This is a genomic window from Collimonas sp. OK412, assembly GCF_900112135.1.
Taxonomy (GTDB): domain Bacteria; phylum Pseudomonadota; class Gammaproteobacteria; order Burkholderiales; family Burkholderiaceae_D; genus Collimonas; species Collimonas rhizosphaerae.
The window spans coordinates 1-19,903 of sequence record NZ_FOLC01000026.1 but is presented as its reverse complement, the minus strand read 5'-3'; the positions used below and the strand labels follow the sequence as shown (position 1 = coordinate 19,903).

Below are 19,903 nucleotides of genomic sequence, written 5' to 3'. Positions count from 1 at the left end.
CCCAACCATCGAATTACTACATCAACCGGGGGAAATATCATGTCTGAACGGCTCGAATCACTGGCGCAGGGCCTGCTTGCACTGCTCACCACAACCATTTCGGCAATCGGCGCTGCACTGGTCGGCCTGGCCCGTGCAGCACGGCGTGCCTGGATACTGTTGCTGGCGCTCGCGCTGATAGGCGGCAGCGGCTACGAATTGATTACCCACCCGCCGTTCAAGACTTTGGAACCCGGCGAAGTCGGCATCCGCGCCAACAAGCTCACCGGCGGCACCACCGAGGTGAAAGACGGCCTGGTGGTGGTCATCCCCGGCCTGCATGAACTGCGGCGCTACTCGCTGCTCGACCAGGTCTACCGCCCGGTCCGCAGCAGCAAGGCGAATGGCGAAGCGCCGTTCCAATCGATCGAGGGCCTGTCGCTGGGCGTGGACCTGACCATACGCTACGCCATCGACCCGGCCAGGCTGGCCGCTATCGCAGAAAAACTGCCTGCCGACATCAACGGCGAGATCGTCGAGCCGATGGTGCAGGGCGTGATCTACAAATCCTTCACCCGCTATTCGGTGCGCGACATCTTTTCCACCAAGCGCGGCGAAATCCAGAAAGAAATAGAAAACGAATTGAAACCGAAACTGGCGGCCGACGGCATCATCCTACGCGGCGTACAGATGGGCCAGGTCGACCTGCCGCCGGAGTACCGCCAAGGCATGGAAAAATTGCTGGCCGAAGAACTGGAAACCGAAAAAATGAAATACACGCTGGAGCTGAAGAGCAAGCAAGTGCGGCAAACCGAGCTGGAAGCCGAAGCCGACAAGGTCAAGCGCGAAAAATCGGCGGAAGCGGCCGGCAACGAACAAATCATCGCCGCCAAGGCCCAGGAAGAGGCCATGAAGCACGTGTTGCCGTTCAAGCAAAAGCAGATCGAGCAGCGCCAGTATGAAGCCGAGGCAGAAAAGGTATCGCGCATCAAGACCGCCGAGGGCAGCGCAGAAGCGCGCCGCATTGAAGCTACCGGCGAGGCCGATTCACGCCACAAGCTGGCCGACGTCGAAGCCTACCGCCTGGAAACCATCGGCAAGGTCACCAGCGCCCAGCTTGAACGCGACGGCGCGCTGATCTCGAAGAACCCCTTGCTGATCCAGAAAACCATGGCCGACAAACTGTCCGACAAGATCTCGGTGATCATCGCCGCGCCCCCGGCCAACGGCGGCTTCATCGGCTCTGCCTTGCTCGGCGGCGGCCAGGCGGTTGCCTCGCAAAACTCGCAAACCAGCGTTACCGCAGCTCAGGAGACACAGCAATGATGCTCGCCGCCCTGGCCTTGGTCGCCATCGTCACCCAGGATAGTGCCGCCCTGCGTGCCGCCCCCCGTGAATCGGCCCAGCAGCAAGCCGTGCTCTGGCAAGGCGACAGCCTGGAAGTGCGCGGCGAGAAGATGGACTACCTGCAGGTGTACGATCACCGCCGCGAACGCGGCGGCTATATCCGCGCTTCGCAAGTACGCACCCAGTCGCTGGAACCGAAAGACGCCCCCGACCTGCTGGCGGTGGTGCGCTTCCTGCGCGACACACCGGGAGCCGAGGCGCTCGGCATCAGCTACGCGGCGGCCTACCTGAAAGCGGCGCCGGCCGAAGCCATCGGCCCCGAGCCATTCGATGCGCTCGGCACCATGGCAGAACGGCTGGCGCGCCGCGCCTCAGCCAAACGCGGAAAAACCGACGACACCGTATTGGCGGCCCATCTTGAAGTGGCATCCAGCTACGGCATCAGCATGCAGGGCTTCGAGCGCGATGGGCGCATCCAGCTTTGCTACAACGGTGAAGCCTTCCGCCGCGTATTGGCCATGAAATCGGACGATGGGCAGCGCGCCCGCGCCGCCCTGGCGCTGACCCGGCCCGAGTGCGTAGACCCCAACCTCACCCCCACCGACCGCAACAGCCTCGACGCCTGGCGCGGCGACATCCTCGACCGCGTGCAATTGACCAACCTGCCCGAATACGAAAAAAACCGCCTGCGCCTGCGCCGCGCCGGCGTCTGGGCCAGCATCGCCTTCGAACGCGCCAGGCAGCGCCTGCCGGCCCAGGAAGCCGCCAACCGCGCCTTGCAGGAACTGGCCGGCGTCAACAAGGAAGAAATCGCTGAACCGGACGCAGCCGCCTATACCGATGCCGCCGTGCGCGTCGCTGCCTCGCGCTGGGCGGCAGAACCGGAACCGGCGACCGGCAGCGGCCTGGCGGTCCTCACCGCACCCGGTGAAACCGGCGAAACCTGCGTCACGCTGGTAGACGCCAAACACGATCAAAAGAACCCGCTCTTCAAGCGCTGCACCTACGGCCTGGTCTGGAAAGCCTCGGCCAGCGTCAACGCCCAGCAAACCGCATTGGCGCTCGCGGTGCAACCGCTCGACTCATGGCGCGAGCTCTGGGTATTCCATCAAGGAGATAAGGGCTGGACCATCGACATCCTGCCGCCGGCCGCGAACGCGCCCGATGTCGGCTACCTGGAATTCGCCGGCTGGGTGCCGGGCAGCGCGAAGATGCTGGCGGTACGCGAAGCGCGCGTGGACGGGCGCTTCAAACGCAGCTTTGAAGTGATCCGGATGGATACCATGGATGTCGAGAAACAGGCTGACAGCCCGCGCTCCCTGAGCCTGTTTTACCGCTGGCAGGACCCGGCCTGGAAGAGAGGGACCTTGAGCATGCGGTGACGGCGGATGCGCAAGCCGGGCTGGAAAGCCCGGCATGGCGCCAGGCAAGAGCCGGGATGCGAGCTGGAAATCCGCGCCATTGGCTCCAAGCCAGTCAGGCGCTCGGGATGCCCGTCTCGGATCGAGCGATAAAGTGCTATACTGACAGCTGCTTTACCGTCGGGGGCGACCTGGTTTCGACGTGGGTTACAAAGCAGCGCAGGGCATACCGAGGACCGACTACCTCGTAAATACAATCGGAATAGATCTAACTGCAAACGATAACTCGTACGCACTAGCCGCTTAATAACCGGTTAGCTCTACACCATCTCGTCCCTGGGGTGGGCTGGTAAAACAGCAGTAGAGTCATTTACAGGGAATCGCTTTTAGCCGGGTTACTTGGCTGAAAGTTAAATTTAGGTGACTCGCCTGAACGAAGCGTGTGCGTCCGCGTCGGCTGGGTTAAATCAAATGACAGCACTAAGTATGTAGAACTGTCTGTAGAGGACTTGCGGACGCGGGTTCGATTCCCGCCGCCTCCACCAATATATCGTTTCAAATCAAAGACTTAAAAATATAATGCTGTCATGTGTGTGGTGTTTTGGAGCTGTTTTGGCTCCAGAATGACAACATAATGACAGCATTTCTTTTTTCATCTAACGAGGCGGATTCGATTTCCGCCACCTCCCCTATTACAAACCACGCCAGGCCACCGCAAACCTCGTAAATACTGGGGGTTACAATGACTGCGAGGTCCGGCGATGGCTCAAATAGTCTCCATTTCCGCCCAAATTTCGCCCACGTTTGCGACTTAGCGATAACGCTGTTACCCATCTCGCACACACCAATAATCGCACTCATGAATCGGCGTCAGTCAATACTGACGCCGATCGTCATTCTGAGCGGGCATTTTTTTTGACAATATCGGCCTGTGTTGTTTATTTACAATATTTGAATGTCAAATATTGTCACATGTTGTCATGTGGCAATGTAATCCTGAGAAAATGAATTGTTAAATCAAATTCAGATTTAACAGCATATCCGATGGATTTTTAGAATTCAAAACGTTAAATATCATCTTGCATTGTTAATTTTTCAATGTGAGCCACAAACACGAAATGTTAAATCTATAAGCGCCAACAAAAAAAATGCCCCAACCTATTCACTATCGTCTAGTTCTTTCTGCCGCCTCTTCCCTTGTGCTAATACCTGCGCTGAGTGTGGTACCGGGAACAGCCTACGCAGCGTGCAACACTTCTGGTCAACTTACAACCTGCGATGCCTCCGCGACCAATCCCTGGGTTACGACAGTGGGGACCGGCAATCTGCCCGCCGAGGATGGTCGAACCGTCACCGTCGGGACAGGCAGCCAGCTCGCAGTCGGCGATGCAAACGCCATCAGCCTGCGTGACAATGCGAACGTAACGATCCAGAACGGCGGTACGGTGAGCGCCAAGGGGGTCAACAACAATGGGCTGTACAGCACCGGCGCCAATACAGTCGAATTCCGCAACAACGGCACATTGACGGTCGATCAAGGAGGCCAAGTTCTCGCGACCGGCACGCAAGGCAGTGCGGAAGCCATCAATCTGCAAGGCGCAGGCAACGTCATCACCAACAATGGCACGATCAAGGCAGATCATGCCGCCGCCATCTGGTTTCAGAATACAAGTGGCCTGAACACGATCGTCAATAATGCAACGGGAATCATCCAGGCGCCAGGCAATGTGATCGGCGCGTCAGGAAACGGTGCGGTCGACTTTACCAATAGAGGACAAGTCATCGGCAATCTCGTTTTTGCCGGTGGCGATGATACGTTGCGGCTCTATACGGGCTCGGTCATTACGGGCAATTTCAATGGCGGCGGCGGCAATAACACCATTTTCTTGAGCGGCGCAGGAAGTTCGTCTCTGTCTGGCAATATGGTTAACTTCTCATCGCTTATCAAAAACGATACGGGAACCTGGACGCTGACCGGCACCATCACGGGGGCCACTGTCGCCGAGGTTCAGCAAGGCACACTGGCGCTCACCGGCAACAACAGCGCGTATACCGGCAAGATAACCGTCGATGCGGCAGGCACGCTTGAGGCGCGGGCGCAGAGTTTGCCGCCTAGCGTCATCGACAATGGCCTGGTGCGCTTTGTACAGCCTGACAATGGCACTTATGCCGGTCTCATTTCAGGCACCGGCGCGGTCGAAAAGACCCAGGGCGGCACCTTGGTGCTGGCGCCGACAGCTGCCGGCGGCAATACCTATTCCGGCGGCACCACGCTCACCGCCGGCACCGTTGCCGTCGGCGCCGACAACGCACTGGGTGCAAACACCGGTGGACTGACATTCAACGGCGGCACACTTCAGCTTCAGCAGAGTTTTGATCTCGCCAGCACACGTGCGGTAACCATCAATGCGCCGGGCGGCACCATCGACACACAAGGATTTGCATCCACGCTGACGCAAGGCATGACTGGCTCGGGCAGCTTCAACAAGGCAGGAACAGGAAGCCTGACGCTTGCAGGAAGCAATACCTATACCGGCGGCACGACGATTTCGGCCGGTACGCTGCAACTGGGTAACGGCGGCACGAACGGCAGCATCGTGGGCGATGTCGCCAACAATGGCTCTCTTGTCTTTAACCGCTCTGACACGCTGCTTTTTCCTGGCACGATCTCAGGCACAGGCTCGGTCAACCAGGCCGGCAGCGGCACCACGGTGTTAACCGGGAACAGCACCTATAGCGGAGGAACCAGTATCTCGGCCGGTACGCTGCAACTTGGGGGCGGTGGTACAACAGGTAGCGTCGTGGGCGATGTTACAAACAATGGTGCGCTGGTCTTCAACCGTTCCGACGACGTCACTTTCCCTGGCACGATTTCCGGCACCGGCTCGGTTACACAGGCCGGCGCCGGCATGACCGTGCTGAACACCGACAATCCCTATACCGGAGGAACGATCGTCGCAGCCGGAACACTGGCAGTGGGCGACGCCTCGCACACTGCGGCGGCATTGTCCGGCGGCGGTAATACAACCGTCGCCTCAGGCGCCACGCTCGGCGGCTACGGCAGCGTCACAGGAACGGTGACCAACAACGGCACGATTGCGGTGGCCAATGCCTTGCCTCAGTTTGCCGGCTTAGGCAACGGCAGCTTTACGATCAACGGACCATTGACCAACGCCGGCCTGCTGCAAATCGGCGGCCAAGGAGTTGGCAACCGGCTCACTGTTGTCGGCAACTATGTCGGCCAGAATGGCAGCATCGCCCTGAACACCTACCTCGCAGGCGATGGCGCAGCGTCGGATCGCTTGGTGATCAACGGTGGTGCCGCCAGCGGATCGTCCAGCTTACGTATCACGAATGTCGGTGGGCCCGGCGCGGCCATAGTCGCCGACGGTATTGAAGTGGTGCAGGCCGTGAACGGCGCGACGACCGCCGCAAGCGCTTTTGTGCTGGCGGGACCGGTCAAGGCTGGCGCCTATTCCTACTATCTCGCCAAAGGCGGCGTGAGCGGCGGCACCTCGGAAAACTGGTATCTGCGTAACACCGTGGCGCAAACTCCAACACCGCCCGTCGTTGTGCCTCCAAGCACGCCCACAGGTACGCCCCCGGCCGGGGCGCCGACCACCCCGTCGGTTACTCCTGCAGACCCAACGCCGTCGGCCGGCTCTGGAGCAATCCCACTGTATCGCCCCGAGGTCCCTGTCTATGCGGCAGTTGCCAGCGTCGCCCGGCAAGTCAATATTCAGCAACTCGATAATTTTCATGACAGGCAGGGCGAGCAGTCGCTGCTGATCGAGAACGGCGAACTGCCGGCGGCCTGGGGTCGTGTCTGGGGTAACCGTACCAAGCAACGCCAGGATGGCACTGTCACGCCCCAGTTCGATGGCTCAATGACGGGAATGCAGGTCGGTCACGACATCTACGCAGACACCAGCGCCAGTGGCCAACGCAACCATTACGGTCTGTTTGTCGGCTTCGCGCATGCCACCGGCAAGGTCAACGGTTTTGCGATGGCTGTGCAGAATCTTGATGTCGGCAATCTTGCTGTCGACGCATACAGTCTTGGCGGCTATTGGACCCACGTCGGCCCGAGCGGCTGGTACACGGATGCAGTCCTGATGGGAAGTTCACTATCGGCGGATCCGCGCTCGCACGATGGCGTGGGCGCGCACACCCACGGCAGCGCGCTTATCGGATCGATTGAGGGCGGCCTTCCCATTCCACTCGGCGCGGATATCATCATCGAGCCTCAGGCGCAAGTGATCTGGCAAAATCAATCCTTCAATAACTTGAATGACGGTGTCTCGACTGTGAGCTTCAACAACGGCAATACCATCCTCGCTCGCCTCGGAGTGCGCTTGCAAAGCCGTTTTGACGCAGCTGCAGCGATCTGGCAGCCATATCTGCGGCTGAACTTGCTGCGCAGTTCCGGCTCCCATGACACCACCACTTTTGACGGTACTACCGTGATTTCCAGCGGTACGAATCAGACAGCAGGCCAGCTGAACGCAGGCCTGGTTGCCACGATCAACAAGTCGACCAGTGCGTTTGTGACCGGAACTTACACGACCAATCTCGGCGGAGCGCAACAGCGCACGGCGATGGTGGATGCCGGCATGCGATGGAGCTGGTAAGCATGGCGACAATGCCTGGCGTGTCTTCATGCAATTGCGGAACGGATGATTCTCAGGTAGTTTAATGTGCCGCAACGAGGATACTTGATGGTGAGGGTGATACATTCACTTTCACCATTTTTTACGTTTCCGCTATCGACTCAAGCTGTGTAAAAACGAAGCGCCGTCGCGCCCTCCCCATGAATTAGGAATTTTTGGATCCCGATATAAACGAGGTCAGTTCTGAAACGTAGAATAGCTATCCCATACACGTTAATGGTACGCAGATGAAAAGGTTAGTTCACGGCGTGGAATGAGACTGTAGGCCCGCACCAGCTATGTTTATCCTGCTCTGCTGTAGCAAATTTGTAACAGTTGTTTTTGGCGATACATCACCAAGGGCATAAGATGAGCACTGAGTTTTTTATTCTAAAAAATCCCCGAGGCATGCTGGAGAAAACTATCCTATGCGTAGTTCTTCTGACGATGTGTCAATACGTTCATGCTCAATCTTTGCTCGTCACAGCGGAATATCCACAACCCTGGCCGACCACTAAACGAGATACGTCTGAACATATGCTGCGTTCGATGGACGGTCACCAAACGCCTGAATCTCCCTTCGCACGCGCAATAGCACGCTCTGCGACAAAGAGTTTTATTGAACTTGGTATCGAAGCATCGACAAAGGCGCTTATTGATTGCCAAAAGGAAACATCAGGCACGCTGACAACGCCCTTTGGGAGGGGGGAAAGCCAACAAGCCCACTGCTTTCGGTTTTAGTGGCAACCTAATGGGGCACAGCATTTATCAATTTAATCCGTTCACCTAAGGAACGCCAGGTGTGATGACAATGCATCTCCTAGTTCAATGGATAGAACGAGTGCCTCCTAAACGCTAGATACAGGTCCGATTGGCAAGATAAAATCACGACACTGAACAACTGAATTTGACCTGACAACGGCACACGTCAAACCGGGGAATGTCAGATCAGGTCGCGACTACTACACTTGAAATCATCGGAATGCCAATTCATCGCATCTGAAAATTCACTTAGATGCGGTTTCTTTCCTGGCGCGGTATCACTGATCACGACGCCATGCCTCAAATGTAATCGGATGCTTGCTGTTGGCCTTCGTGACATGAACGGGATCTAGCTCCAAGGCATCCCCTCCAGGATCAGAGTTCAAATGCCAGCTTTGCACGATTTCCTTGTGGAACAGCCAGTCGTGCCGCTTCTCGTCGTAATGGAACGTAATGTAATCAGTCCAGTGCTGACCGCAGGCAACGCTATGCTGAACAGTGAAATAACGATCCTTGATTGCCAGTCCATTGTCTTCGCTATCTGTGAACGGGTCGCACTGCCCTCCTTCGTCGGCGCGCATTACAAGCGTGTCATTCCTTGTCGCAAGCCTGAACGTTCCGTCGGGATTCTGGGTGAAGATAAGCAGGGGGCGCAGTGAAGGTTGCAGCCTCGTATCGACAGGATGATGAACGACCACCAGATAATCCTGAAGATTATCGTCATTAAGCTGACCCACCGCGTAGCTTAATACCTCATATCCTTTTGGAATGAGCCTAACGATGTTTGCGGGAAATTCGGCTGCACGAAGTGCGCCAGAGGCAAACAGTGCAAGAACAAAAAGGTATTTCATGTGTTTGATGGGAATTACTATTGATGGGAGATTTTTCTTCAGAATTAGTTATGGTTGAGTATCATTCATACCCATGCAAATTGAAAAATTCTTTTTGGTCTTTTTCTTCAATAAAATTAGAGGCTGCGGCAGTATCGCCATAAAAATCTTTTGTAGGCTAGCCGATCAACGGTCGCCGACTTTGGCGGTCAACTTTGCCGGCATACGCAGAAATGACAGCATTATGCCAACCATCAAGCCAAAAGCCGCATAAACTCCAGGTTTAGGGCGGGTTCGATTCCCGTCGCCTCCCATTATTTCATTGGAAACAATGACCCCGGCATATGCGGCCTCCAGAAATGGGGGCCGTTTTGTTTTGCGCTTCAAAACCGGGAACCCAGATCCCGTCCGATGAGACAAGGAAACAACAAAACGTCTCGGATTCGACGCATTTTTCCAAGCCATTTCATACACTCTGCCAACAGTTTTTTTGTAAATTCGCAGGAAAGAAACAGCGCGACACAATTCCCGATTATTCCGTATACAAACTTTCTGCCCAGACATAGAATCCTGTGCGTAACAATCGTTGCGGCAGTATTGTGAGCCATTGAAAAATGGACATGGGTTCGTTCAATTGATTCTGGGAGTCTTCTTGTGAAGCGTTACGCCGGTGTATTTGCATGCATTCTTGTCTATTCCGTTGCCTTGGCGACCACCCTGTTGCCGGCCCATGAGAGCCGCGCCGATGCACTGGAAGACGTGCAGAACCGCCGTGCGATCCGCATCGCCGTGCCCAAGGATACGCCGCCTTTCGGCTCGCCCAATCAATACAAGTCGCTGGAAGGATTCGATGTCTCGATCGCCAGGATGATTTCACTGGAACTGGGCGTCAAGCTGGACATGGTGCCTATGGATAGCGCCGAGCGCATTCCTTCGCTGTTGAATCGGCATGTGGACCTGGTGATCTCCAGCCTTGGCAAAAATCCGGAGCGCCAAAAACAGATCGACTTTTCGCAAGCTTACGCACCGTTTTATCTCGGCATCTTCGGCGCGCAGAGTGTCGAGGTCAAGAACGCGGCCGGCCTGGCAGGCAAGTCCATCGCTGTGCTCAAAGGCTCGATCGAAGATGGCGAGCTGAGCAAGGTTGCGCCGGCATCGGCCAATATCAAGCGTTTCGCCACCGAACCGGAAGCGGTCAAATCGTACGTGCAAGGCGAGTCCCAGTTGCTGGCCGCGGGTAACGTGCTGATTTCCGCCTTTACCAAAGAACAGGCGGAAGCAACCCGGCTGAAAATCGTGCTGAAGGACTCGCCCTGCTTTATCGGCGTCAACAAGAACGAAACCGCCTTGCTCGGCAAGGTGAATGCGATGCTGAGCCGCATCAAGCAAAACGGCATGCTGAACGTCAATGCCCAGCGCTGGTTCAAGGCGCCACTGCCTGACAGCGTGCTGCAGAGCGGTATCGAGTAAGGTTGCCGAGCCGCTCGGCACCGGACTGAAAAAAGGGATCCCGCAACCGGGATCCCTTTTTCGTTGTAGGGTAAGCTGTGCAAAGCTGGCGTCGCAACGACTGCCGCGGCCTGAACCGACACTTGTGAAACCAGACGATGAACCAACCTCAGATTCCAGCGGCAGCAGACATCGAATTGCCGCCGTCCCCGGTCAGCTTTCGCCAAGCGTTCATGTTCTGGCTCAAGCTGGGCTTCATCAGTTTCGGCGGACCTGCCGGACAAATCTCCATCATGCACCAGGAGCTGGTCGAGAACCGTCGCTGGCTTTCCGAACGGCGTTTCCTGCACGCGCTGAATTACTGCATGCTCTTGCCCGGACCGGAGGCGCAACAGCTTGCCACCTATATCGGCTGGCTGATGCACCGTTCATGGGGCGGCATTGTGGCCGGGGTCTTGTTCGTATTACCCTCGCTGTTGATCCTGATCGGCCTATCGTGGCTATATATCGCCTTTGGCAACCTGCCGCTGGTCGCCGGCCTGTTCTATGGCGTCAAGCCGGCAGTGACTGCCATCGTGCTGCAGGCCGCTCACCGCATCGGCTCGCGGGCGCTCAAGAACAACGTGCTCTGGGCGATCGCGGCAGCCTCGTTCGTCGCCATCTTCGCCTTGAGCCTGCCTTTTCCACTGATCGTCGCAACTGCCGCCCTGATCGGCTACATCGGCGGCCGCATCGCGCCGGAGCGCTTCAAGACCGGCGGCGCGCACGGCAAGGCAGACCAGTCGTTTGGGCCGGCGTTGATCGATGACGATACGCCGACGCCGGACCATGCTCGCTTTCGCTGGCGCAGCCTGCTGCGCGTGGCCATCGTCGGCGCATTGCTATGGGCGGTTCCGATGGGATTGCTGACCGCGGCCTACGGCTGGCATGACACCTTGACGCAAATGGGCTGGTTCTTCACCAAGGCGGCCATGCTGACTTTCGGCGGTGCTTATGCCGTATTGCCGTATGTGTATCAAGGCGCGATAGAACACTACAACTGGCTGACGCCGGCACAAATGATCGACGGCCTGGCGCTGGGCGAAACCACGCCCGGGCCGCTGATCATGGTGGTGGCTTTTGTCGGTTTCGTGGGCGGCTATGTGAAAGCCCTGTTCGGACCGGACAGCCTGTTTCTTGCCGGTGCAGCCGCTGCCGCATTGGTAACTTGGTTCACTTTCCTGCCATCGTTCCTGTTCATCCTGGCGGGCGGACCACTGATCGAAGCCACTCACCACGACCTCAAATTTACCGCTCCCCTCACGGCCATCACCGCCGCCGTGGTTGGCGTGATCCTGAACCTGGCGGTATTCTTCGGGTATCACGTACTCTGGCCGCAGGGTTTTAACGGCGCCTTTGACTGGATATCGGCGCTGATTGCGCTGGCCGCAGCCGTCGCCCTGCTCCGTTTCAAACGCAACGTGATCCATGTCATTGCGGCATGTGCGATCTGCGGCCTGATCCTGAAAATATGGATACTGTGAAACGATGGACGCAACTTGTCGCGGCAAATGTGATAAGTTCGGCAAACGATCTGGAATTCAAGCAGGAGAAACATCATGCCAAGCGCCCGCCTGAACGGCGAAATCATCACCGACTGGGATAGTTTCCACACCGAATGCGCGCAGGCATTCGGCTTTCCCGAATTCTATGGCCGCAACATGAATGCCTGGATCGATTGCCTCAGCTATCTGCGCGATGAAGATGGCATGAGCAAGTTCCGGCTGCAGGAAAACGAAGTGTTGAATATCGAGATACTGCACAGCGAAACACTGCGCCGGCAGGCGCCCGAGATCATCGAGGAACTTGAGTTCTGCATCGCCGCCATCAACGAACGCTACGACGACTACGGCGAAAAGCCGGCGCTGAAACTGACGCTCCGCTAGGGCATGGCCTAATCAATCAGATTGTCGCCATCGTAGAACGGATACGGCCCGTCAAACTCGCCGACATAGGCGGTATGGCTGATCAGGCCGGCCTCCGCATCCCACAGGTGCAGCTGGAATGCCGGCGGTTCCATGACGAATTGCGATGCTGCCTGCGGGCTCAGGTCCAGCGCCACCTGGTGCGCGACGCCGGGACAGGTAGAGGCGATCGTACCGCCGAAGCGCACCTGGATCGCTCGGTGCAAATGACCGCAAAGAATGCGCTCGACCTGAGGATGGCGGCACACCACGTCGGCCAATGCCTGCGGCTGCGCCAAAGCGATCTGGTCCATATGGCCGATGCCGGTCTTGAACGGCGGGTGGTGCATCACGATCACCGTCGGCTTGTCCGGTTGCGTCTGTAATACCCGGTCCAGCCAGGCCAGGCTGGCCGGCGCCAGCGCACCGCTGCTGGCGCCCGGAATGACGGTGTCCAGTGCGACAATGCGCAAAGGATAATCATCGATCACATATTCGATCCTGTTTTCGTTTTGCCGCAGGTAAGCGTGATCGGGAAATGCTGCGCGCAGCGCGCTGCGCTCATCGTGGTTCCCCGGCAGCAGGTAGCAAGGCATCGCCAGGGGCTGCAGCAGCTGGCGCAGGAATGCATATTCTTCCGGCTTCCCGAAATCGACCAGGTCGCCGGTCAGCACCACGGCATCGGGCCGCTGCCTGAGCTGGTTGACCTGCGCCACGCAACGCCGCAGGCTTTCAGCGGTATCGACGATCCGGTACGACTTCTTGCCGTCGGCCTTGATATGCAAATCGGAAATCTGGCAAAGGATCATGCTGTTGCTCCATCGCTAAAATGCAGCAGACCATGTTCCGCTACGCGCAATGCGATAGGTTCGCCTGCCCGCCAGGAAGCACGCCTGCCGGTTTCCACGATGACCGGCTGTTCGGCGCCGATATCGATCACCAGGCGCGTCCGGTCTCCCAGGAAGAAGGTGGACAACACGGCGCCCTGCATGTTCGCACCGGCCGCGCCGTCGGTGACGACCTCCACATCTTCCGGCCGGAACATCAGCGTTGCCGCCGGCGCCGGCGACGATGCGGTGAATGGCAGCATGCCGCCGGCAAAGCGCAGGTAACCGTCGTGCACCCTGCCCGTGACCCGGTTCATGGTGCCGATGAAATCGGCTACAAAATGGCTGGCGGGACGATAATAGATATCCTGCGGACTGCCGACCTGCGCAATCCTGCCGCGTTCCATCACCACCACCCGGTCGCCCAGCGCCATGGCCTCGCTCTGGTCATGCGTCACATAGATCGCCGTGATGCCGAGCTTGCGCAGCAGCTGGTTAAGATCGGCGCGCAGGGTCTCGCGCAGTTTCGCGTCCAGCGCGGTCAAGGGTTCATCCAGCAGCAGCACCTTGGGTTCGACCGCCAATGCGCGCGCCAGTGCGACCCGCTGTTTTTGGCCTCCCGAGAGCTGGTCGATGCGCCGCTGTCCCAATCCTTGCAGATGCACCATCTCCAGCAGCGTGTCGATTTTTGCGAGCCGCTGGGCCGCCGGCATTTTGCGGATCTTCAAGCCATAGGCAATGTTTTCGCCAACCGTCATGTTCGGAAACAAGGCGTAATTCTGGAACACCATGCCGACACCGCGTTTTTCTATCGGCAAGGCAGTGACGTCTTCGCCGCCAAACAGGACCTGGCCGCCGGCATCCGGAAATTCCAGACCGGCAATCAGGCGCAAGGTGGTGGTCTTGCCGCAGCCGGACGGCCCCAGCAGGACGACGGTTTCTCCGGGCCTGATTTCCAGTTCTATCGGCTGCAGCGCTTGCGCGCCGTTGGCGAAGGTTTTTCCGCACTGGATTAACTGGATGGAAACAGCATTCTTCATAAACGGACTCTTGAGCGTGTAGTGTGCGTTACCCATTGCATGGCGATCAGCAACGGAATGATCATCAGGAAGAAGATCAGCGTATAGGCGGAGCCGACTTCAAGCCGCATCGAGGCATAGCTGTCGGCCAGCCCGACCGGCAGCGTCATGGTCAGGGGGGTATGCAGCATCCAGGTAATGTTGAATTCGCCTATCGACAAGGTCACCACCATCAGGGCGCCGGCAAGGATGCCCGAAAATACGTTGGGAACCACGATCCCGAAAAATCGCTGCCACAGTCCAGCGCCCAGGCTGGCGGCGGCTTCCTCCAGCACCGGCAATTGCGACGACTGCATCACCGCCAGCACCGGACGCACCATGAATGGCAGCGTAAACAGCACATGGCCGACCAGGATAAACAGCAGGCTGCCGCGGAATTCCCGGTACTGGCCGTATGCCATGATCAGGGCCAACGCCGTCGCCAGGCCCGGCACGGCTACCGGCATCATCAGCAGCTCCTCGAACGCGCGCGCCAGCCGGCTGTTGCCGCCCCGGTGACGCGCCAGCATGTAAGCCAGCGGCACGCCGGCGGCAGTGGTGACAACCAGGCAAGCCAATGCGATGGCGATCGAACGCCAGATCGTCTGCTGATAGGTGGTCCAGACCTGCTCTACCCAACGCAAAGTGAAACCGCTGGACCAGCCGACGAAAAAATTATCGGTGATGCCGGCCAGCATCGACAATACGATGGGCACGATCAGGAACGCGCACACCAGCAAGGTGAACGCCAGCTGCAGATAAAAACGGAAAGAATGTTTCATGCAGCGGCTCCCGCTGCGTTGCCTGACCATGAACGCGCCAGCGCCAGCACCAGCCAGGTCATCGCGCCTAATACGATCGACAATGCAGCGGCCATCGAAAAATTGGCGTAGCTGGTGAATTCGTTATAGATCGCCATCGGCAATACGTCGATATTGGTCGCCAGCGTGAAGGCCGTGCCAAAAGCGCCGACGCTGGTGGCAAAACAGATCGCTCCGGAAGACACCAGCGCCGGCGCCAGAGCCGGCAGCACGATATCGACGAATACCCGCAGCGAGTCCGCGCCTAGCGAGCGCGCCGCTTCTTCCAGCGCCGGATCAAGCTTTTCCGCTGCCGCCATTACGGTCAGGATCACGCGTGGAATCGAAAAATAGAGATAGCCGAGGAACAGGCCGCCCAGCGAATAAGCGAATACCCAGGCGTCGCCGAACAGCCAGTTGGTCACGACGCCGATCAAGCCTTGGCGGCCGGCCAGCATGATCACCATGAAACCGACCACCACGCCGGGAAACGCCAGCGGGAAGGTCAGCATGGACAGCAGCAGCGCTTTACCGGTAAAACGGTTACGCTGCAAAAACAGCCCGACCAGGGAGGAAATCATCAATGTCGCCAATGTGACTGCGGCCGACAGCAGCAGGGTCGACATCAGGCTGGTGAAATAGTGGCGATTGGTCAGCACGGCAAGATACGCTGCGGCGCCGCTCGATCCGCTGGCGCCGACTTCTACCAGGCGCAGCATCGGCAGCAGCCAGAAGGCCAGGAACAGCGTCATGCCTGGCGCTGCAAACAGCAGGTAAACGTGGCGCCCGGCTGGCGTGCGCCGCTTCTGGCCATGCCTGTTCACCGCAGTTCAGCCTGATAACGTTCGCTGAATTTGCGCTGGACCTCGGCCATCTTGCCGTAGTCGACCGGCTTGGCGCTGGCGTACTCCACAGCCGGCAGGAAGCGTGACTGGGCTTCCTTGGAAATGGCGGAAGCACGCACCGGCCGCAGATAGGCATTGGCCCAGATTGCCTGTCCTTCGTTGGACAGCAGGAAATCAAGTACTTTTTTGGCGTTGGCAGGATTCGGACCGTTCTTTACCAGGCTGACCACATACGGCACCGTCACGGTTCCTTCGCTAGGGATTACAAACGCGACGTTGGCTTTGTCTTTGTATTTAGCGCGATAGGCGTCGAAGTCATAACCGAACAAAATCGGGATCTCGCCAGACAGCAGGCGCGCATAGGAAGTCTGCTTGGGCACGATAGGCTGGTTTTTTTGCAGGGCCTTGAAATAGCTGATGCCCGGCGTGAAATTATCCAGGGTGCCGCCCAGCGCCTGGTTGACCGCCACCGCGCCGACATAGCCGACAAAGGCACTGGCCGGATCGAGGTAGCCGATCAGTCCCTTGTATTCCGGCTTCAGCAAGTCCTGCCAGGAACGAGGCACCGGCTTTCCCTTGAGCGCATCGACATTCACCATCAAGCCCATGGTGCCGGAGTGGATCGTGAACCAGTAGCCGTCAGGATCTTTCAGGTCGCCTGGAATATCATTCCAGCCGGCCGGCTTGTAAGGCGTCACGACCTCATTTTTTTTGGCTTCGATGCCGAAGGTCACGCCGACATAGGTAAAGTCGGCTACCGGACTGGCTTTTTCAGCGATGATCTGCGATAGCGACTGGCCGCTGTTCTTGTTATCCGGCGGCACCGTGACGCCGGTCTTGTCCTTGATGGCCTTGATCTGCGTTGCCCAGTCGGCCCATTCCGGCGGACAGTTGTAGCAGATCGCGTTTTGCGCGAGGGCATGGGCCGATGCGGCCAGGGCGACGGCGGCAACCATCGTATGGAAAACACGTGCTAAGCGCATGCTTGTTCCTTTCTTGAATTTAACTGTGAAAATCAAAGGTTCTGACCGAGCCGCCCAGGCGGACGGTGTGAGGCAATAATTGCGTGGATGCCGGCGCTTGGCCGTCTTGCGGTTCCTCGATCGCGTGCACCAGGGTACGCAGCGCCAGCTCGCCGATTTGCTCGGATGGCTGGGCGACGCTGCTCAGCATCGGATCCATCAGCTCGCCTAGCGGGATGCCGTCGAAACCCATTACCGATACATCGTCGGGCACGCGCAGGCCAATTGCGCGCAAATCGCGCATGACGCTCAGCGCCAGCAAATCGTTGGAACAGAACAGCGCGCTTGGCCGCTGCGAAGGATCTCGAAAGATTTGCAGGTGCTCAAGGGAAAGCGCGGCATAGGTATGGCGTGGAATTTCAATCGGCGTCAGCGCTTGCAGCCCATGCTCGCGCATCGCCTGCTGGTAGCCGTGATAACGCTGCAGCGCCCGGTCGGACGCATGGAATTGCCCGGACAGCATCTGGATCCGGGTATGGCCGAGATGGATCAGGTGCGTTACCGCGTCATGGGCGGCTGCCCGGTTATCGACCGACACGGATGGCCGCGCCGTCTGTTGCGGCTGGTTGTACACCAATACATACGGGATGCGTTCGCGTTCCAGCACATCCAGCGTGCTGCTCGCGTCGGCGTTGGTGACGGTGAGGATGATGCCGTCGACCCGGTGCGCCAGCAACAGCGCGACGGCGGCAGACTCATCTTCCTGGCGGTATTCGGTTGCAGTGAACATGACCGAATAGTCGCGTTGGCGCGCCGCCGTTTCTACTCCCTGCAGGCATTGCGCAAATACCGTATTGGACAAGGTCGGCACCACCACGCCGACCGTGCGCGAGCGTCCGGCGCGTAAATTGCGACCGGTAAAATTCGGGCGAAAGCCGAGGACTTCAATGGCCTGGTTAATCTTGCTGGCGGCATCGATGCTGACCGAATCCGGCTTGTTCAGCAGGCGCGATACCGTGGCGATCGATACGCCGGCTTCCAGGGCTACCTGTTTGATGGATGGACGCACAATTTTATCCGCGATGTAAACGTTTACATCGTGCCAGCGCTTTGTTACGCGCTGATGACCATGTGCAGGTCTGCCGGGATCGGCTGCTTAGTGTTGTATTGCCTGCCTAGTTGCCGCGCAGGGGCTTGGATGCCGCGGCCGCCAGGGCAACGCTATCGCGATGGACGCAGATAATAGATATCCCACTCCTCTTCTGCGAGGAATTCAAAACCATGGCGCTGATAGAAACGGTTGGCATCGCTTCCTCTCAGGGCGCCTACGCGCAGCGGCAGTGATAGCGCATCGGCCTCTTTAAAGACTTGCGCGAGGACGGCGGCCCCGATTCCTTTTCCCTGGTTGCCGGGGCGGATATAGAGATGGTCGAGCAACAGCTGGCCGTTGGCAGGCTTGACAACCACAAAACCCAATCGCCGGCCGTCGGCCACCACGTGCCGTGTATGCAATGCCGAAAAACCGGCGCGGAATCGTTCCCTCGCACGAATCGGATCGAAACGGCCGATACGCTCCAGGCTTTCGCGCATGGCGTCTATGCGCAATGCGACCAGCTCCTCAAAGTCTATTTCAGCTGCCTGGACCAAGGTGACGGGTGGTGTGTTCGATGCCGGCATGTTCACTTTCAGAATTGGTTTCCATTTGATCCGGCAATTTTATCTGAATCAGTGAATCGGGCCTTTAATTCCCATCGCTGGCGCAGCGGCGCAAGGTGGATTAGGCTATACAGGTTGCCATGTAGCGCCTATGGCTATTCACAGGTTGCCGTTATGGAAAAGACTGCATTTGTTTTCGCCGGTGGCGGAAGTCTTGGCGCCATTGAAGCCGGTATGTTACGAGAGCTGATTGCATCCGGCCTGCGCCCGGATTTCCTGGTCGGCGCCTCTGCCGGCGCAATCAATTGCGTATTCTTTGGCTTTCAGCCGCATGCAGCCGGCGCCATGCGCCTGGAATTCCTGTGGCGCGGCATCCGTCGCCAGCAGATCATGCCTTGGTCGTTTCTTGCCCTTCTTGGCGCCGCCCGCGGCACGCACCTGGTAAATCCGGCGCGGTTACGAAGCCTTCTTTATGAACATTTCGGGAATCGCCCGCTGGAGGATACAGATCTTCCGGTGCATGTCGTCGCCACCGAGATGAGCACCGGCAACGAGATAGTGATTTCTTCCGGGTCGGCGGTAGAGGCTGTGTTGGCCAGCACGGCAATTCCCGGTGTTTTTCCACCGGTTTCCCTTGCGGGAAACCTGCTGATTGATGGCGGCGTTGCAAACAATACGCCTATCTCTACGGCGATAAGGCTCGGTGCGACACGTGTGATCGTGCTTGCCACCGGCTTCAGCTGTGCCGATCGGCGGCAGCCCAAGGGGGCGCTTGAGCACGCAATGAGTGCGCTCAACCTGCTGGTGGCGCGTCAATTGGTTTCGGATCTGGAGCGTTGGGCGGCGCATGCCGAGATAGCCGTGGTGGCGCCGCTATGTCCGCTGGATGTCTCGCCGTACGATTACAGCCAGTGCGGTTTGCTGATAGACCGGGCTGCGGCGGAAACTCGTCGCTGGCTGGACACCGGAGGATTGGATAATCATGGAATTCCCGGCGCGCTGAGGCCGCATTCTCATGCCGAAGAATAACGGGCTGCCAGTCGTAAAACCGTTCGCCCAAAGCAAAAACCCTCTGCATGTGAATGCAGAGGGTTTTTTAATAAAAGCCTGACGATGACCTACTTTCACACTGGTTGCAGCACTATCATCGGCGCAAAGTCGTTTCACGGTCCTGTTCGGGATGGGAAGGGGTGGTACCAACTCGCTATGGTCATCAGGCATAACTTGTATCGTTCCCTGTTCCACGGTAGTGGCAACAAAGAGCGCAATTTAGAAGAAGTAGTTTTTTATACCGGCCACACCGGGGTGGGTGTGGTCGGTTGGGTATGATTGTCCAAACGGTGTTGCTATCTTTATGGATAGTCACCTTGGCAAACAAATAAGCTCATCATATAACCTGCTAAGGTTATAGGGACAAGCCTCACGGGCAATTAGT

Annotated in this window: 16 protein-coding genes, 1 rRNA gene and 1 other RNA gene; 8 read left to right on the top strand and 10 right to left on the bottom strand. The window is 58.0% G+C overall.

Translation table 11 applies throughout. The features are described 5' to 3' along the window. The first annotated feature begins 39 nt into the window (after positions 1–39). The 4 genes from BM062_RS20740 (at position 40) to BM062_RS20725 (ending at position 7,318) form a co-directional block, all read left to right on the top strand. On the top strand, positions 40–1,305 hold the full coding sequence (locus BM062_RS20740; protein ID WP_254785190.1) for an SPFH domain-containing protein: 1,266 nt from the start codon (positions 40–42) through the stop codon (positions 1,303–1,305). Continuing rightward, entirely contained in the window at positions 1,302–2,708 is a 1,407-nt protein-coding gene (locus tag BM062_RS20735; protein ID WP_092400382.1) for an SH3 domain-containing protein, read from the top strand. The genes BM062_RS20740 and BM062_RS20735 overlap by 4 nt, the downstream gene beginning before the upstream one ends. A 161-nt stretch (positions 2,709–2,869) precedes the next feature. After that, positions 2,870–3,232, top strand: a transfer-messenger RNA (tmRNA) gene (gene ssrA, locus BM062_RS20730). A 765-nt stretch (positions 3,233–3,997) separates the two neighbouring features. Continuing rightward, positions 3,998–7,318 (top strand): autotransporter outer membrane beta-barrel domain-containing protein, encoded by a 3,321-nt coding sequence (locus tag BM062_RS20725; RefSeq protein WP_254785189.1) that lies wholly within the window; start codon positions 3,998–4,000, stop codon positions 7,316–7,318. A 26-nt stretch (positions 7,319–7,344) separates the two neighbouring features. Here BM062_RS20725 and BM062_RS26275 read toward each other — a convergent pair whose 3' ends face one another. Then, complete coding sequence (locus BM062_RS26275; RefSeq protein ID WP_139220147.1) at positions 7,345–7,419, bottom strand: Com family DNA-binding transcriptional regulator; 75 nt, start codon at positions 7,417–7,419, stop codon at positions 7,345–7,347. Positions 7,420–8,376: 957 nt separating this feature from the next. Continuing rightward, entirely contained in the window at positions 8,377–8,949 is a 573-nt protein-coding gene (locus BM062_RS20720) for a hypothetical protein (RefSeq protein ID WP_092400378.1), read from the bottom strand. 633 nt (positions 8,950–9,582) lie between these two features. Here BM062_RS20720 and BM062_RS20710 point away from each other — a divergent pair. The 3 genes from BM062_RS20710 (at position 9,583) to BM062_RS20700 (ending at position 12,302) form a co-directional block, all read left to right on the top strand. Continuing rightward, entirely contained in the window at positions 9,583–10,398 is an 816-nt protein-coding gene (locus tag BM062_RS20710) for a transporter substrate-binding domain-containing protein (protein ID WP_092400374.1), read from the top strand. A 137-nt stretch (positions 10,399–10,535) separates the two neighbouring features. After that, the gene (gene chrA / locus BM062_RS20705) at positions 10,536–11,900 is read left to right on the top strand and encodes a chromate efflux transporter (protein ID WP_092400373.1); all 1,365 of its coding nucleotides are present in this window, start codon (positions 10,536–10,538) and stop codon (positions 11,898–11,900) included. Positions 11,901–11,975: 75 nt separating this feature from the next. Continuing rightward, positions 11,976–12,302 (top strand): barstar family protein, encoded by a 327-nt coding sequence (locus BM062_RS20700; protein ID WP_092400371.1) that lies wholly within the window; start codon positions 11,976–11,978, stop codon positions 12,300–12,302. Between the two features lie 8 nt (positions 12,303–12,310). Here BM062_RS20700 and BM062_RS20695 read toward each other — a convergent pair whose 3' ends face one another. The 7 genes from BM062_RS20695 to BM062_RS20665 all read right to left on the bottom strand — a co-directional run bounded on the left by BM062_RS20695 (position 12,311) and on the right by BM062_RS20665 (position 18,489). Further along, the gene (locus BM062_RS20695; RefSeq protein WP_092400369.1) at positions 12,311–13,129 is read right to left on the bottom strand and encodes a phosphodiesterase; all 819 of its coding nucleotides are present in this window, start codon (positions 13,127–13,129) and stop codon (positions 12,311–12,313) included. Further along, positions 13,126–14,187, bottom strand: a complete 1,062-nt coding sequence (locus BM062_RS20690; RefSeq protein ID WP_254785188.1) for an ABC transporter ATP-binding protein — start codon at positions 14,185–14,187, stop codon at positions 13,126–13,128. Before BM062_RS20690 ends, BM062_RS20695 begins: the two co-directional genes overlap by 4 nt. Further along, entirely contained in the window at positions 14,184–14,987 is an 804-nt protein-coding gene (locus BM062_RS20685) for an ABC transporter permease (protein ID WP_092400365.1), read from the bottom strand. Before BM062_RS20685 ends, BM062_RS20690 begins: the two co-directional genes overlap by 4 nt. Then, positions 14,984–15,757, bottom strand: a complete 774-nt coding sequence (locus BM062_RS20680) for an ABC transporter permease (RefSeq protein WP_254785192.1) — start codon at positions 15,755–15,757, stop codon at positions 14,984–14,986. The genes BM062_RS20685 and BM062_RS20680 overlap by 4 nt, the downstream gene beginning before the upstream one ends. Before the next feature lie 68 nt (positions 15,758–15,825). Continuing rightward, positions 15,826–16,833 (bottom strand): ABC transporter substrate-binding protein, encoded by a 1,008-nt coding sequence (locus BM062_RS20675; protein ID WP_092400361.1) that lies wholly within the window; start codon positions 16,831–16,833, stop codon positions 15,826–15,828. A gap of 19 nt (positions 16,834–16,852) precedes the next feature. Then, on the bottom strand, positions 16,853–17,881 hold the full coding sequence (locus tag BM062_RS20670) for a LacI family DNA-binding transcriptional regulator (protein WP_092400359.1): 1,029 nt from the start codon (positions 17,879–17,881) through the stop codon (positions 16,853–16,855). A gap of 152 nt (positions 17,882–18,033) precedes the next feature. Further along, complete coding sequence (locus BM062_RS20665; RefSeq protein WP_092400357.1) at positions 18,034–18,489, bottom strand: GNAT family N-acetyltransferase; 456 nt, start codon at positions 18,487–18,489, stop codon at positions 18,034–18,036. Between the two features lie 153 nt (positions 18,490–18,642). On the opposite strand from BM062_RS20665, the gene BM062_RS20660 reads away from it, so the two are divergent. Continuing rightward, positions 18,643–19,497 (top strand): patatin-like phospholipase family protein, encoded by an 855-nt coding sequence (locus tag BM062_RS20660; RefSeq protein WP_092400355.1) that lies wholly within the window; start codon positions 18,643–18,645, stop codon positions 19,495–19,497. Between the two features lie 76 nt (positions 19,498–19,573). Here BM062_RS20660 and rrf read toward each other — a convergent pair. Further along, a 5S ribosomal RNA gene (gene rrf / locus BM062_RS20655) occupies positions 19,574–19,686 on the bottom strand. Between the last annotated feature and the right edge of the window lie 217 nt (positions 19,687–19,903).